At 53.4% G+C, this 15,393-nt stretch carries 14 protein-coding genes; 3 read left to right on the forward strand and 11 right to left on the reverse strand.

The genetic code is table 11. The features are described from left to right. Positions 1–48: 48 nt before the first annotated feature. Both MKY96_RS13480 and MKY96_RS13485 read right to left on the reverse strand, forming a co-directional pair. Positions 49–1,119, reverse strand: a complete 1,071-nt coding sequence (locus MKY96_RS13480; protein WP_340941019.1) for a Gfo/Idh/MocA family protein — start codon at positions 1,117–1,119, stop codon at positions 49–51. A 15-nt stretch (positions 1,120–1,134) separates the two neighbouring features. Beyond that, on the reverse strand, positions 1,135–2,022 hold the full coding sequence (locus MKY96_RS13485; protein ID WP_340941020.1) for a sugar phosphate isomerase/epimerase family protein: 888 nt from the start codon (positions 2,020–2,022) through the stop codon (positions 1,135–1,137). A 124-nt stretch (positions 2,023–2,146) separates the two neighbouring features. Here MKY96_RS13485 and MKY96_RS13490 point away from each other — a divergent pair, with 124 nt between their 5' ends. Then, the gene (locus MKY96_RS13490) at positions 2,147–3,040 is read left to right on the forward strand and encodes a helix-turn-helix domain-containing protein (RefSeq protein ID WP_340941021.1); all 894 of its coding nucleotides are present in this window, start codon (positions 2,147–2,149) and stop codon (positions 3,038–3,040) included. Positions 3,041–3,208: 168 nt separating this feature from the next. Here MKY96_RS13490 and MKY96_RS13495 read toward each other — a convergent pair whose 3' ends face one another. The 5 genes from MKY96_RS13495 to MKY96_RS13515 form a co-directional block, all read right to left on the reverse strand. Next, the gene (locus tag MKY96_RS13495; RefSeq protein WP_340941022.1) at positions 3,209–4,369 is read right to left on the reverse strand and encodes a Gfo/Idh/MocA family protein; all 1,161 of its coding nucleotides are present in this window, start codon (positions 4,367–4,369) and stop codon (positions 3,209–3,211) included. A gap of 191 nt (positions 4,370–4,560) precedes the next feature. Continuing rightward, complete coding sequence (locus MKY96_RS13500; RefSeq protein WP_340941023.1) at positions 4,561–5,769, reverse strand: L-serine ammonia-lyase, iron-sulfur-dependent, subunit alpha; 1,209 nt, start codon at positions 5,767–5,769, stop codon at positions 4,561–4,563. Positions 5,770–5,786: 17 nt separating this feature from the next. Beyond that, positions 5,787–6,626 carry an enoyl-CoA hydratase/isomerase family protein gene (locus tag MKY96_RS13505; RefSeq protein ID WP_340941024.1) on the reverse strand — a complete coding sequence of 280 codons (840 nt, stop codon included), beginning with the start codon at positions 6,624–6,626 and terminating at the stop codon, positions 5,787–5,789. Next, entirely contained in the window at positions 6,613–7,452 is an 840-nt protein-coding gene (locus MKY96_RS13510) for an enoyl-CoA hydratase/isomerase family protein (protein ID WP_340941025.1), read from the reverse strand. The genes MKY96_RS13505 and MKY96_RS13510 overlap by 14 nt, the downstream gene beginning before the upstream one ends. A gap of 29 nt (positions 7,453–7,481) precedes the next feature. Continuing rightward, positions 7,482–8,699 carry a M20 metallopeptidase family protein gene (locus MKY96_RS13515; RefSeq protein ID WP_340941026.1) on the reverse strand — a complete coding sequence of 406 codons (1,218 nt, stop codon included), beginning with the start codon at positions 8,697–8,699 and terminating at the stop codon, positions 7,482–7,484. 235 nt (positions 8,700–8,934) lie between these two features. Here MKY96_RS13515 and MKY96_RS13520 point away from each other — a divergent pair, with 235 nt between their 5' ends. Further along, positions 8,935–10,248, forward strand: coding sequence for a transcriptional regulator (locus MKY96_RS13520; RefSeq protein ID WP_340941027.1), 1,314 nt, complete (start codon positions 8,935–8,937; stop codon positions 10,246–10,248). 172 nt (positions 10,249–10,420) lie between these two features. Here the strand turns inward: MKY96_RS13520 and MKY96_RS13525 are convergent, their stop codons facing one another. Continuing rightward, the gene (locus MKY96_RS13525) at positions 10,421–11,302 is read right to left on the reverse strand and encodes a LysR family transcriptional regulator (protein WP_340941028.1); all 882 of its coding nucleotides are present in this window, start codon (positions 11,300–11,302) and stop codon (positions 10,421–10,423) included. A 120-nt stretch (positions 11,303–11,422) separates the two neighbouring features. On the opposite strand from MKY96_RS13525, the gene MKY96_RS13530 reads away from it, so the two are divergent. Further along, entirely contained in the window at positions 11,423–12,322 is a 900-nt protein-coding gene (locus MKY96_RS13530) for a DMT family transporter (RefSeq protein WP_340941030.1), read from the forward strand. A 484-nt stretch (positions 12,323–12,806) separates the two neighbouring features. Here the strand turns inward: MKY96_RS13530 and MKY96_RS13535 are convergent, their stop codons facing one another. The 3 genes from MKY96_RS13535 to MKY96_RS13545 all read right to left on the reverse strand — a co-directional run bounded on the left by MKY96_RS13535 (position 12,807) and on the right by MKY96_RS13545 (position 15,381). Next, positions 12,807–13,094, reverse strand: a complete 288-nt coding sequence (locus MKY96_RS13535; RefSeq protein ID WP_340941031.1) for a hypothetical protein — start codon at positions 13,092–13,094, stop codon at positions 12,807–12,809. Between the two features lie 142 nt (positions 13,095–13,236). Then, entirely contained in the window at positions 13,237–14,724 is a 1,488-nt protein-coding gene (locus tag MKY96_RS13540) for a DHA2 family efflux MFS transporter permease subunit (RefSeq protein ID WP_340941032.1), read from the reverse strand. 42 nt (positions 14,725–14,766) lie between these two features. Beyond that, complete coding sequence (locus MKY96_RS13545) at positions 14,767–15,381, reverse strand: TetR/AcrR family transcriptional regulator (protein ID WP_340941034.1); 615 nt, start codon at positions 15,379–15,381, stop codon at positions 14,767–14,769. Positions 15,382–15,393: the final 12 nt, after the last annotated feature.

The following is a 15,393-nucleotide window of genomic DNA, read 5'->3' on the forward strand; positions in this document are numbered from 1 at the left end:
TTCCCCATGCCTTTTTGCATTCCATTTTGCTTCCCCTGCTAAAATCTCCTACGCCTTACTGCCTGCCAGCTTAGCGCCCTCTATGAATTCGGCAATACTAAGCTTGCGGCCAGTCCGCGCACTCTCCAGAGCGCCCAGCACCATGGCCATGCTGTAGCGGTTATCGCGGCAATCCGTCTCGGCCGGACGGCCTTCGGCAAGCGAACGAAACATTTCATCGAGACAGCCCTGATGGAAGGTCTCCTCCATCTGTACCTCCGGCGCTTCGATCCGCTCGAATTCATGGAGGAACTGGCCGGAGTGTTCACTCCCGGCACTAATCACCTCGGCATAAGGCAGAACCCGGCCATCCCAGATAGCAGCGCCCTTTTCACCTTGAACCCGCCAAGAAGCTTCCCAGGACGTAGGCGCGCCTTCCGCACACCAGGAGCCTTGATAGCAGAACACGGAGCCGTCCGACATTTCAAAAATACAGACCGCCGCCGCATTCCCTGCATACCACGATCCCGGCGGGTTGAACTCCTGGCAATACACACTTACCGGATCAGCGCCGCTGATATAGCGGGCCTGATCGAAGGTATGAATTGCCATATCCAGCAGCAGCGGGCTGTCCATCGCATCCCGGAAGCCGCCGAAATGCGGAGCCAGGAAGAAGTTCGCGCTGATAGAGCCTGTCCGCCCTATAACCCCTGAAGTGATCAGCTCCCGCAAAGAACGGATGCGCGGATCATACCGGCGGTTCTGCATCACCGCATGGCTCCTGCCGGTACGTTCAGCGATGCTGACGATCGAATTGCACTGCTCCATCGTCTCCGCCAGCGGCTTTTCCGCGAATACATGGCATCCGGCCTCAAGCGCGCTGCTGGCAATACTGTAATGGCTGGCCGGTACCGTCACATCAAATACCAGATTAGCTGCTGTATCCGCAATTGCCTGCTCCACTTCAGTAAATACCGGGCAAGTAAGCCCGTGCCTTTCTGCCATGGCCTGAGCGGACTCCCGCCGGATATCCACGAGTGCTACAATCTCTATTCCATCAGCATGCTTCAGTGCATAGGTGATCCATTCATTAGCCATAGCCCCGCAGCCCGCCACAACCACACGATGTCCTGCTGTCATAGCTCGTTCCTCCTGTTATACCGGGTTCGGGATGAAGCTGCCGCCCCGGCAGGTTTTGAGATAATTCAGTGCATGGACCTGACCGGTCATCTCCAGATCGTCACGATAGACAGGGTCATGCCAGCCTTCAATATCGATCGTTCCCTTATACCCGGCCTGACGAAGAATCGAGATCACATCGGTCCAGTTCGTATCCCCGAAGCCCGGCGTCCGGTGCCACACATAAGGCTTAGGCCCGTGGATTCCGTATTCCTTGATAATATCCCAGGCGATGGTTGCGTCCTTGCCGTGGACATGGAAGATCTTGTCCGTCCATTTGCGCAGCTGCGGGATCGGGTCAATCAGCTGCACCATCTGGTGGCAGGGCTCCCATTCCAGGCCGAGATTATCGGCATTGACCGCGTTGAACATTTTCTCCCAGGCTGTAGGGTTATGCGCAATATTCCAGTCCCCTGCCTGCCAGTTCCCATCCATCGAGCAATTCTCAAAAGCGATCTTGACTCCGCGCTCCGCCGCCCGCTTCGACAGCTCACCGAACACCTCAGCGTACTTCGGAATCGACTCATCTATAGATACGCCGGGCAGACGTCCGGTGAAGCCGGAGACCAGGTCCGTCCCGAACAAATGGGCATGGTCGATCAGCCGTTCCCAGCTGGCTACCGTATCTGAATTATCGCCTGTCCCTGTAAGCGGATTCCCGAATATGCCGACTGAAGAAATTGTGAAATCATGCTCCGCAGCCAGTTCACGCACCCGTGCCGCTGTTTCTGCCAAATCAGTAGTCCCTGTAGTCTGCCAGAAGGTTAAGCTGAAGGATTCGAATCCATGTCCAATAATCTGCGGAATGACTCTGAGCGCATCCCCGCCTCCAACCAGTGTTCCGATTCTTAATGTATCCTGCATCTTGTATGCCACTCCAATATTGGTTTATAGTTAATGCAACATTCCTAGTATATCGCTCATTTTGGGCAAAATCTCTACTTATCTTGTGCTAAACTAGCTGAATCTTGCGGGAGTTGAACCAAGCATGAACTATCCGAAGGAACTCAAGGAATATCCAAGGCTGGAAGAGAAAACGTATCCGTTCCGTCTGTTCTTCAACACCTGCCGGGAGGTGTCGCCTGAACAGAACATCCTGTTTCTGCACTGGCATGAGCATTTCGAGATCATTATTATGCGCGAAGGCCAAGCTATTTTCCATGTGGATAGCAAGCCTTATGAGGCCGGTCCGGGGGATGTCCTTATGGTGCCGTCCGGCGGGCTTCATGTCGGCTATAGCCTGTGCAGCGGTGACCTGTCGTATGTCTCAATTGTGTTCCATGCCTCGCTGTTCAAGGACCGGAACCAGGATTCCCAGCATGAGCAATTCGTAGCCCCATACCTCAATAATCTGAATCAATTCCCGGTTATGCCTGCGGCCCAGCAGCCTGAATGCGCCGCGTATTATCATTTGCTGGAGCGGGTGATTGCCGAAGTGGAGGCGAAGCAGCCGGCTTTTCAGCTCGTGGTGAAGAATCAGCTGCACCTGTTCTTCACCCTGATGTCCCGGGCCTTCCCGGCCCGGCAGCGCAGCGAGCGGGAGCAGGGGGAACGGGGCGGCATCCACCGCGAACGCTTCAAGCCGCTGCTGGAACACCTGGAGAACCACACAGATCAGAAGATGTCGATTGAGGCTGCCGCCAGGTTTGTGAATCTGAACCCTTTTCATTTCTGCAAAACCTTCAAAAGGCTGACCGGGCGGACGTTCATCGATTATGTGAATTTCTGCAGAATGGATGAGGCGCAGCGGCTCTTGCTGGAAACAGACCTTAGCATTACCGAGATCTCAGGCCGGGTCGGCTGTGACAATCCGAATTACTTCACCAAGCTGTACAAGCAATACAAGGGTCTAACCCCTTCCCAGGCACGGAAACAGGGGTGAAAGAATGGGGCGCTACTGCTGACCATCCAGCCTATGTGGCGTGTACAGTCCAAATGTGGTCGGTTTTTCGACTACATTTGGCTCATACGCCTTCCCGGCCTGTCCGGGCCACAGCCAAAAAAAACACCGCAGGCCATCAAGCGGCCGGCGGTGTTTCCCTGTCTTCCCTTACATCTCTGATATCGGAACCCAGCGCCGCTGCTCAATCGAACGCTCGACCGCTTCAAGCACCGCCTGGCATTTCACGCCGTCGTTGAAGTTCGGCTCCGGCTGACGGCCTTCCTCAATGGCATTCGACAGCTCCAGCATCTCATGAATGAAGGTATGCTCGAATCCGATGGTGTGGCCCGGCGGCCACCAGGCGTCTGCATAGTCATGCGCCGGATCGGTGGCAAGTACGCGGCGGAAGCCCTGCACATCCGCGTCGTCCGAGGTCAGGTAGACCTCCAGCTCGTTCATCCGTTCAAAGTCGAACTTCACACTGCCCAGGCTGCCGTTGATCTCGAAGGAATTGGTCGAGCGGTGTCCGGCTGCGAAGCGTGTCGCCTCGAAGCTGCCCAGCGCACCGCTGCTGAAGCGGGCCAGGAACAGCGTTGCATCGTCTACGGTTACCGGACCGCGCGGCGCATCCTTGCCTGCCTTGGCACTCAGACCAGTCATCTCCGTTGCCAGCGGCCGCTCCTTGACGAAGGTCTCGCTCATCCCGATAACCTCCTCCACATCCCCTACGAGAAAATGGGCCAGGTCAATCAGATGCGCCCCCAGATCACCATGCGATCCCGAACCGGCAACCTCCTTCTGAAGCCGCCAGACCAGCGGGAATTCCGGATCGAGAATCCAGTCCTGCAGGAACCATGCGCGGAAGTGATAGATGGTGCCCAGCCGGCCGCTATCAATCAGACGCTTCGCCAGCCGCACCGCCGGGGAGAAACGGTAGTTGAAGCCAATCATATGCGCAATTCCCGCCTTTTCAGCAGCCTCCAGCATCTCGCGGGAATCCTCCAGATTCAGCGCCAGCGGCTTCTCGCAGAAGATATGCTTGCCTGCGGCCGCAGCCGCAATTGCAATCTCTTTATGGGCATTACTTGGCGCATTAATATCGACCAGATCAATATCGCTGCGGGCAATCAGCTCTTTCCAGTCGGTCACACTCTCTGACCAGCCAAGCTGTGCTGCCGCTTCTGTAACCGCTTCCTCATTGCGTCCGCAGATGACCGACATTTGCGGCTTAACTGCCTTGGGGAAGAACATCGGCAGACTGCGGTAAGCGTTGCTGTGGGCCTTGCCCATGAATTTATAACCTATCATTCCAATGCGTAGCTGTTTCATTTGGTGCCTCCTCACTGAATAGACTACTCGATGTACACGCATACATTTTCTCATCCCGGCCGCCCTCCGTCAAATCACTTCTTTTCTTACAGCGGGCTCCGTCCTACAGATCCTCCCGCACAACGAAAAAACGCCCCCTCTGCCAACCGGCAGCCAGGGACGTTCCTCGTCTATAGCGATATCATTTTCATTTAACTGCCCATGTTGTAGAACTTAGCGAGCCCGCCCTCTGAAGTCTCACGGTACCTGCTGTTCATGTCCAGGCCTGTCTCATACATGGTCTGTACAACCAGATCGAAGGATATTTTACGGGAACCGGACAAGAACTTCGCCAGACTCAGCGCATTGATCGCCCGCATCGCACCCACAGCATTCCGCTCAATACAAGGGATCTGAACCAGTCCGTTAATCGGATCACAGGTTAACCCCAAGTGGTGCTCCATGGCCACCTCCGCCGCATACTCAATCTGGTCGATCTCCATACCCGACAGTTCGGCGAGTGCAGCCGCAGCCATAGAGCAAGCCGTGCCCACCTCCGCCTGGCAGCCGCACTGAGCGCCGCTGATCGAGGCGTTCTGCTTGACCAGATTACCGATGAGCCCGCCGACCGCCAGCGCCCGGAGAATCTGTTCGTCCGGGACCTGCAGCTTCTCCTGCATATAACGGAGCGAGGCGGGTACAACACCGCAGGCCCCGCAGGTTGGAGCCGTTACGACTGTACCGGCAGCCGCATTCTGTTCGTTGACGGCAAAAGCGTACGCGCTGACGATCCGGTTCTCACGCGTCTCCGGGCTCTCATCCGCATGTCCCTGATGATAGAGAAATTTCGCCTTGCGCTCAACATTAAGCCCGCCTTCCAGAATACCTGTGACGGATAATCCCTCGTCGATCGAACGCTTCATCGCTTCCCAGATGCCTTGGAGGAACTCCCAGATCTGTATGCCTTCACGCTGCTCGACGTAATCGCTTAGACGGATATGATTCGCTTTACAATAGGCGCTGATCTCGGCAAAGCTGTTCTCCGGGTAGACATCAGGTCCCCGCGTCTCCTCCCGCCCATCAATCACGATCTCCCCGCCGCCGATACTGGCAACACGCATGGAATTGGTTTGCTGACCGTCCTTGTAAGCGAACAAGTCCATAGTATTGGGATGGGGCAGATCAAAGTCAGGCTGCGGAACAAATTCAACCTCCGCTGAAGCGGGTGACAATGCCCGAATAATGGCCTTGTCCGTCATATGGCCTTTGCCTGTTTTGGCAAGGGAACCATAGATCAGTGCCTTGAACTGGTCTGCGTCTTCATTTTCTGCTTTGAAGATTCCGGCCGCCTTCTCCGGCCCCATGGTGTGGGAGCTGGACGGTCCGCTGCCAATCTTAAATAGCTCAGTCAACGATCTCATAGCACCCTTATCCCTTCTCAGTTGTCATTCCTCTGAAAACGTTCCTTGAGCTTCATCAGCCGCTCATGAATCCCCTCTTCATCAATCGCCATGTCAACCAATTGGTGAGTAAGCTGAAGACCTTGATTCTCTGCCAAAGCTTGTTTCCACGGGTGCGCGACAATCGAATGCGTAAGATGTCTTGTAGAGCGGGGGGCCTGCATGATCATCTCTGCCAGCTCCCATGCCCGTGGAAGAAGCTGTTCACGAGGCAATACCTCACTGACCAGTCCGAGGTCTAGTGCCTCCTCTGCAGTAATGTTCATCCCCGTGTATGCATAGTATGCCGCTTTCTTGGTTCCCAGTATCCTTTGAAGGGCCAGGACGATTCCGTCTCCAGGCGGAACACCGCCCAGATAATGGGCATCGAAGAACACGGTGTCCTCCGCACAAATGGTAATATCACAAAGCGTTCCCAATTGCCAGTGCGCGCCTGTGCCATTGATCGCCCCAATCGTGGGGATATCCAGGCAATGAACCATATTTTCAATCATTCGGAGCGATTCATGATACATCTCCAGCTTCCGGCGGTTCGGCCAATCCATGAATTTGGTGGTCCAGACTTCAGGATTGCCTGTCTGCCACAGCTCTCCTGTCCCTGTAAGGATCATGACCTCATTCTCAGGATCACGGCCAATATCTGACCATACCTGACCATATGCCGCTTGGACCGGCCAGTCGAAATGTAAAGGTCCCCCGTCAGTGTGCATACGTACTTCGAGGATGCCGCCGCGGCGGGTCATGAGGAATAAGTCCTTGTACTTCTCAGAATACTCTTCGAGCCGGGTAGGTCCCGTCATCTTTCTATTGAACATCATTGCCCATCAGGCGTCCTTGCATTTTCTTCAGCCGCTCCAGCGCTCCTTCTTCATCAATGGCCATGTCGTACATCTGGTGGGCCAGCTGGAATCCCTGATCGGCGACCAGCGCCTGCTTCCATGGCCGGGAGATAATGGAGTGAGACAGATGTCTCGTTGAACGCGGTGCCTGCATGATCATCTCCGCCAGCTCCCAAGCGCGCGGAAGAAGCTTTTCGCGGGGCAGCACTTCACTGACGATACCCAGGTCCAATGCGGTCTGACCATTGATATTCTTGCCGGTGTAGGCGTAGTAGGCTGCTTTTTTGAACCCGATCATGTTTTGCAGGGTGAGCAGCATTCCATCTCCCGGAGGCGTGCCTCCCAGATAATGCGGATCGAAAAAGTCCGCGTCTTCCGTACAAATGGTAATATCACAGAGCGTTGCGAGTTCACAGTGCGTTCCTGGCCCGTTAACCGCCCCGATCGTCGGAATGTCAATGCAGAAGATCAAATTCTCAAGCAGTCTCAGTGATTCATGATACTGTTCGAGCTTCTTTTGCTTCGGCCAGTCCATGAATTTCGTATTCCAGACCTCAGGGTCGCCAATCAGCCATTTATCCCCGGTTCCCGTAATAATCATGACTTCGTTCTCAGGGTCACGGCCAATATCTGACCAGGCATGAGACCAGGCGGTATGAGCTTCCCAATTGTGCGTGTACGAACCTCCATCGGTGTGCAGACGAACTTCAAGGATACCGTCACGGCGGGTCATTAACAGGAATTCCTTGTATTTCTCCGAGTACTCTTCGAATTTGGTGGGTCCAATCATACGTCTCTCTGTCATTGTAATTCCTCCTAAGTTTGGTTTAGAGCTTAACTGTTTCGTTCAAGCCAGTCTCTGGCAAAAGCTGCATAAGCCGCAGCCCCTCTATGAAGCACCTCATCCGCGAACATCGTCTTTGGATGGTGTACAGGGTAACTATAACCTTCTTCGATATTGCCTGCGTTTAGGAACACTGTGGTACTTGGCACCGTCTGTGAGACAAAGGCGAAGTCTTCCGAGCCCATTAATTTACCGCCGGGTACCAGCTCAGTTATACCGATATAGGAGCCGTCGCCAAAGGTATTTGCAATCGAAGCCCTCATTTGCTCATTAAGTCCGCCATCCGTTTTCACCTCAGGACAACCCCGCGTATAGATCACTTCCACATTTGCCTGAAAAGTTTCTCCGATACCTGCTGCAATTTCGCGGATACGGGTCTCCATTTTACCCCGCAATGCGGTGTTAAATGTGCGTACACTGCCTTTCAATCTGGCCGTATCGGGAATCACGTTGTTCGTAGTTCCGCCTTCCATCACGCCAATGGTAAGCACTGCATTGTCAATCGGTGAAACTTCCCGGCTTAGAATACCCTGCAGCGCCAGATGAAGATGAGCCGCTACATTTAAGGGGTCCACTGCGGCCTCGGGCATAGCGCCATGTGAGCCCCTCCCCCGGATGATGATTTCGAACCAATCCGAGGAAGCTGAAATCGCTCCACCTTCCTCAGGCACTACAAATTGTCCGAGAGGCAGCGGCATTCCGGTCAACACATGGAGCATCATGGCTGCATCCACCTGGGGATTATCGAGAATCCCGCTTTCAAGCATCATTTTGGCCCCATGCAGCGTCTCTTCACCAGGCTGAAACATAAGCTTGACCGTCCCGCGAAGCTGCGCTTCGCCCGCCTTCAGGATCTCTGCGGCTCCCAGCAGCATAGAGGTATGCATATCATGGCCGCAAGCATGCATGTTTCCATTCAACGATGCATAAGGAAGCTCCGTTTCTTCTTGAATGGGCAGCCCGTCCATATCCGCACGGATCAGAACTACCTTTCCGCCCTGCTGTCCGCCAATGGTAACGGTTAGCCCAGATTCCCCTACGGGAGCGGGCTTAAGCCCCATCGACTCCAACACCTCTTTTACATAGGCCGTTGTCCTGGGCAAACTTAGATCAAGCTCCGGAATCGCATGAAGATGATGCCTGTACGTGACCAATTTGTCCTGCAACTGCTGGGCCATACTCATTAAGTCTCCAGCTTTTTCAATCACAAATGAACATCTCCCAAAGCATAAATTAAATGAAAGTTAGATTAGAGTAACCATTACCCCCTTTTTATTTTAAGACTTTTTAAGAACGCTTTTATCGTACTGGCATTTTCATTCGCTGTCAAGAGATATTAAGACATTTTAAGAACATTATTTCAGAGGCTGCCGGAACATTGTAATATCACATTTATTGTGATATAACTCTTTTGATTGAACTGTTTTATGAAAGGAATCTATTATGACAATCAAACTGGGTATTATCACGCCTGAGACCCATATGGATTATTTCCGCACCATTGAAGAAGAAATGCGGCCCTTATGCCAGTTCCGTTTTCTTACCATCAGCAGTTTCCAGGAAACAACTGACATCTATCTTAAAAACTTAGATGCGGTGGATGGATTTGTGATCAGCGGCAGGATGCTTTACGAGTCCATCGATAAGGAATGCCTGGATGATAAAGTCCCTGTTCACATTTTGCAGGATGATGAGAACCTGCTGTACAGGGAGCTTTTCCGGCTGCTGGTTACAGAACCTGGACTTGATATCTCCCGGATCTATGTGGATTATGCATATATCATCGAATCCTTCAGCGAATTCCAGCAATACCTGACTCATGAGGGAAAGCCCGTTGACAGCGGAGATCTGTCCGAACGGGTGGAGACCATGCTGGAGAACCATATCAGTCTGTGGGAAGACAAGAAAATAGATCTGTCCATCACGGCCTTCGGCCACTTTGTTCCGGAACTCCAAAAGCACGGCGTCAAATATATCTTAATCCGGCCCACTTTGGAGAGCGTTAAAGAGACCATCAGCGAGATCATCAACGAGATTACCATCCTCAAGCTTAAGAACCAGCGGGCAGTGGTCGCATGTTTATCGGTTCAATTGGCTGAGCCGGCATCTGAAGAGCAGCTTCAAGAGTTGAAAGTCCTTGTCGGCAGGTTTCTGCGCAGCGTGAATCTGGCGAACACGGCCCAAATCTCAGAAGGCTATGTCAGACTGTACACCACCTTCGGCAATTTCATGAGAATCACCTCTAACGCTCATAACTGTTCCCTGCTGGAGTATCTGGAGGAGCGCATACAGGGCAAGGTGAAGATCGGCTGGGGCTCGGGGCATGAATATTTTCAAGCGAACGTCAATGCCACCAAGGCTCACAGACAGGCGGAAGCCTATACGGGCAGCAGCAGCTTTTTTATAGACGAGAATCAGAAGGTTGCCGGCCCCATGCGGAGCATGAATGTCATACAGTTCTCCGAACAGGGGGACCCGGACATCCTTGCGTTAGCCAAAACCATCGGAATCAACAACATCAATTTGCAGAAAATCATGTCCTACGCAGAAATCATGCGAACCAATAAATTATCCTCTGAGGATGTTGCAGAGTGCCTGTCCATGACCGTCAAAGGTGCAAACCGCATCCTTAACAAAATCGAGGAAAGCAAACAAGTACAAACAGTATTTGAAAAAAGAGACAACAGTAAGGGGCGGCCCAAAAAATACTACGAGCTGTTGTTTCTCGATAATGAAGGGCGCAAATTAAGCGGATGATACGCGGATGACCATTGGTAAAAAGGCATGTTTTCAAAACAAGTGGAAACGGCTTTGCCGTCCTTTTAAAGGACGGTACCGTTTCAGCGAGAAATAGAAGGATAAGTTATCGTGTGAAACATATAATTTCTTATATTTTAGAAAACATGCCTTTTTTGCGCTTTTTACCAAGTTAAACGGCTCCTTGGCTAGACGACCAGTGCTGCACATGCTGCAAGAACCGCCGCGTGGCAGGTGAAGCATATTTCATGGAGTTGACCGCGATGCCAAGGGAACGGAAGCTCCGCTCCTCCAGCTCAAGCATAGCTACACGCTCATGCTGGAACCCGGTGACCAGCTCCGGGAGGATGCTGATGCCCAGGCCTTTTTCCACCATGGCAATAATGGCGTAATCGTCCCCGGCCGAGAACTTGATGTTCGGCTTAATTCCGGCCTTCTCCAGCACACGCTGCACATCATAATCCGAGCCGGGCTTCGGAATAATGAAGTCCTCATAGGCGATCTGGGCAAGCGGCATATGAGGGGCCTTGCTCAGCGGATGGTCCAGCGGGAGAATCGCCAGCATCCGGTCCTGCTTAAGCGGAATGACTTCGAACCGCTCCCTTGTCGGCAATGAGAGGAAGCCGCAATCAACCACCCCAGCCTCAATCCACTGCTCAATCTCCAGATATCCGCCCTCCATCAGCTTGAACTCAATGTAAGGATATTCCTCACGGAACTGCTTGATCATATCCGGCAGCCAATGGACAGAGACACTCGTGAAGGTACCTATCGTAATTGTCCCTGTCTCCAGACCGTGAATATCCGCCACCTGCTGCTTGAGCTGCTCATTCCAGTTGAGGATCTCCCGGATGGGCTGCATCACCTGCTCCCCATTCACCGTGAGCTTCACCCCCGAACGGCTGCGCACGAGCAGCGGGAAGCCGAATTCATGCTCCAGGCTGCTCAGCGTGTGGCTGATGCCGGATTGGGTGAACCCCAGCACCTCTGCGGCCCGCGTCAGGCTGCCCAGCTCCACCACTTTCAGGAACACTTCATACTTGATCAGGCTCATCTCCAGTCTCCTCGCTTAGCATGAGAATTACTCATGTATCTTATGATAAACATTCAGTTACCTTATGTATTCGAGCGTATTATACTATACTCACTTGAAATAAAGAAGGATGATGAAAGAATGAAGCCGCTAAAGGCCGAGCTGATGCTCATTGTAGTAACCTTATTCTGGGGCTCCTCCTACCTGTTCATGAAGCTGGGACTGGGTACAATGGGAGAATTCAATCTGATCGCACTGCGCTTCGGGCTTGCGTTCATCCTGGCGGGGCTGCTGTTCCGCAGACGGCTGCGCAGTGTCGATGCCAGAACCTTGAAATACGGAGCCTTGCTCGGCTTCCTGCTGCTTGGCGTATTCACCTGCATCACCTTCGGGCTGAAGACGACCACCACCTCTAATGCCGGATTTCTGGTTGCTCTGACTGTTGTGTTCGTTCCGATGCTGGAGGTTCTGGTATTTCGAAAAAAAGTCGCACCCCCGCAGATCTTCGGAGCTGTTCTCGCCATCAGCGGCATCGGGCTGCTTACGCTGAACGGCTCGCTTCAGATCCGGCCTGGCGATCTCCTCTGCATTCTGTCCGCTGTTTTCTATGCGGTGCAGATTCTAGTGACGGGCCGGGCGGTCAAGACCTGCGATTCGCTGAATATCGGCATTCTGCAGCTCGGCTTCGCCGGGGGCTATGCCCTGATTCTATCGGCTATCTTCGAAACGCCTTCGCTCCCGTCCACCCTTCCGGGCTGGATCGCGATTCTGGCTCTGGGGATCTTTTGCAGCGCCTGCGGGTTCATCCTGCAGCCGGTGGCCCAGAAGTACACTACACCGACCCGCACCGGTCTGATCTTCGCCCTTGAGCCGGTATTCGCTGCCTTCTTCGGCTACTTGTTCGTACACGAACAGCTTTCGCTCCAAGGCTACACCGGTGCCGCCCTTGTCCTGCTGGGCATTCTGGCCTCCGAGCTGCTGGGCAAGCTGCATATGGTTCCTCCGGCAAGGATGCTGAAGAAGCGGCGGGCGCATTTATAGCTTCTTCTGACAGATCGAGTGGATGCGGGACAATTGCCTTAGACGCTCATCCGCTCCTCCCTTCTGGCTAAAGCTACTCTCACGTACCCTCACGCGCCGCTCCCAGTCCAAATGTAATCGGTTTTTCGATTACATTTGGCTCACGCGCCGCCCAGTCCAATTGTAATCGGTTTTTCGATTACATTTGGCCCACGCGCCGCCCCCGGTCCAATTGTAATCGGTTTTTCGATTACATTTGGCTCACGCGCCGCCTCCAGTCCAATTGTAATCGCTTTTTCGATTACATTCGGCTCACGCGCCGCTCCCGGTCCAATTGTAATCGGTTTTTCGATTACATTTGGCTCACGCGCCGCCCCCAGTCCAATTGTAATCGGTTTTTCGATTACATTCTGTCTACGCGCCGCTCCCGATCCAATTGTAATCGGTTTTTCGATTACATTATGTCTACGCGCCGCTCCCGGTCCAATTGTAATCGGTTTTTCGATTACATTTGGCTCACGCGCGCCCCCGATCCAATTGTAATCGGTTTTTCGATTACATTCTGTCTACGCGCCGCTCCCGGTCCAATTGTAATCGGTTTTTCGATTACATTTGGCTCACGCGCCGCTCCCGGTCCAATTGTAATCGGTTTTTCGATTACATTCGGCTCACGCGCCGCTCCCGGTCCAATTGTAATCGATTTTTCGATTACATTCGGCTCACGCACCACCCCCGGTCCAATTGTAACCGGTTTTTCGATTACATTTGGCTCACGCGCCGCTCCCCCGCCCATGCATTCAGTTTTCCCCCTACATCCGCCCCGCATCATTCATCGGGAACAACAAAAAACGCCCCCTGCCAACCGGCAGTCAGGGACGCTTTTTGTATGTCTTTAACATTTGTCTACAACTTGTGTCTATAACAATTGTGGCCGATTAATGCCCCATCATCATGGCGGCATCCGTCTGCTGTTCTTCAGGAGAAGGTGCAGCGCCTGCTGTCTTCGGACGGCGCAGAATCAGACTGAGGACCACTCCGGCCACGGCGATGCAGCCCGAGAGGAAGAAGACATCCCCGAAGCCCTGTACGGCAGCGGCAAGCGGATTGCTTCCGGACGTCATTTTACCCATATGCACCGCAATCTGGCTGGTCAGGTACCCGGTCATGCCGGCAACAGCGAACGACACCACAACCTGCTGGGCAGCGGCGGTAAGCGGGGTAACCCGGTTCACCCATTCACGCGGCGCAGAGTTCAGGACATGGGTATTGACCGGCATCATCGACAGACCCATGCCAAGGCCCATCATAACCAGAGACAGCATAATAACAGGAAGACTGGTGTCTACTGTAACTCCTGAGAGCAGGAACAGGGCAGTCGATATAATACTGAGACCTACGAATACCAGCGGACGAGCTCCGATCCGGTCGAACAATCGGCCGCCCAGCGGCATCCCTATCCCTGAAGCCAGCGCTTGGGGAAGCAGGATCAGCCCGGTCTCCAGCGGCGTGTAATTGCGGATCTGCTGGAGGTACAGCGGAACGAACAGCATGGAGCCGAACAAAGCGGCCTGTGTGACCCAGGACAGAATAATCCCGCGCGTGAAGTCCGAGGAACGGAAGACGCGCAGCTCCAGCAGCGGGTGCTTCTGCAGCAGTTCTACAATGACAAACAGCACCAGTGCAACGCCGCCGACCGATAATCCGACAAGCGCTCCGGTGGAGGTCCAGCTCTCGCCGCCGCCCTGATTAACGCCATAAGCCAGCATGGAGAATGCGATCGGGGCCAGAAGGATTCCGAGGATATCGAGGTGGGCTCTTCCCTTTTTCTCGGTCACCGGCAAGTATTTAAGACCAAGAATAATACCCACGATACCGATAGGCAGGTTAATCAGGAAAATCCAGTGCCAGCTCACATACTCCACCAGATAGCCTGCGAGGATCGGGCCAAGGGCCGGAGCCAGCAGCATTGGAATACCGAGCATCCCCATGATCGAGCCTCTGCGCTCTGCCGGAGCGAGTCTGAAGACCATCGCCATCCCGATCGGAGCGACCATGCCGCCGCCAAGACCTTGGATGACGCGGAACAAGACAAGCTGTCCCGAAGTCTGAGCTACAGAGCATAACACAGAGCCAAGCACGAACATGGCAATGGTCGTTAGGAATACCTGCTTGGACCCGAACCGGTCGGTCATATAGCCTGCCAGCGGAATTACAGCAGCGAGCGCAAGCGTGTAGCCGGTAATTGCCCATTGAACAGTCTTCAGGTCCGTATCGAAATATTGCACCAGATTCGGAACGGCCACATTGACTGCGGTGCTGTCCAGAATAACCATGATCATGCCGACAATAATCGCCAGCAACGATGGAAGTATAGCTCTCAGCGAGAACGGCGCCTCTGCGGCGGCGGTGCTACTTGGATTCATAGGTTTTGACATTCTCTTGTCCACTCTTTTCTCTATTCATAATTAGTTATACTTGTGAAAATACTGCTCAAACAATCCGTCAATCTGCTCCTCCAGCGGGGCCAGCTTGAAGATCTGCTGGAGATCCTCCCGTTCCTTCGGCAAACTGCTGACCATAATGACCGGGAAGACAATCGCCCCGTAGATCTGCATGTTCATCATCATGAGCTTATCGCGGTCCGGTTCGCCGGTAATCTCCCCGAGAGCATCCAGAATCCGTTCAATCCGCATCAGCTTGGAATATTTCGCATATTCATCATGCGAGCCCATAATATGATGCCGTTGGTCAAGCATCTGCCGGGCCATACCGGGATATCGGCTGAGATTGGCAATGTACCGCGTGAAGAACAGCTTCAAGCGCTCTTTTGGCGGTAAAGATGTATCCTCCAGCACCTTGAAAGCATCGTCAAAGGTAGCCATAAGCTGCTTCACAGCATCGCCGAACAGCTTCTCCTTGGAGCCATAGTGGTAGTTCACCAGGGCCAGATTGGTCTCAGCTCTCGCCGCGATACTGCGCAGGGTAATGCAGTGGAATCCGTCCTCACGGATCAGTGCAACCGTGGCATCGAGGATAAGTTGCTTCGTATCTTTATCTGAAGAATCAGCTTTGTTGCCCAATTTAACCATAAT

Source organism: Paenibacillus sp. FSL R7-0302 (assembly GCF_038006885.1).
Classification (GTDB): Bacteria; Bacillota; Bacilli; order Paenibacillales; family Paenibacillaceae; genus Paenibacillus_AQ.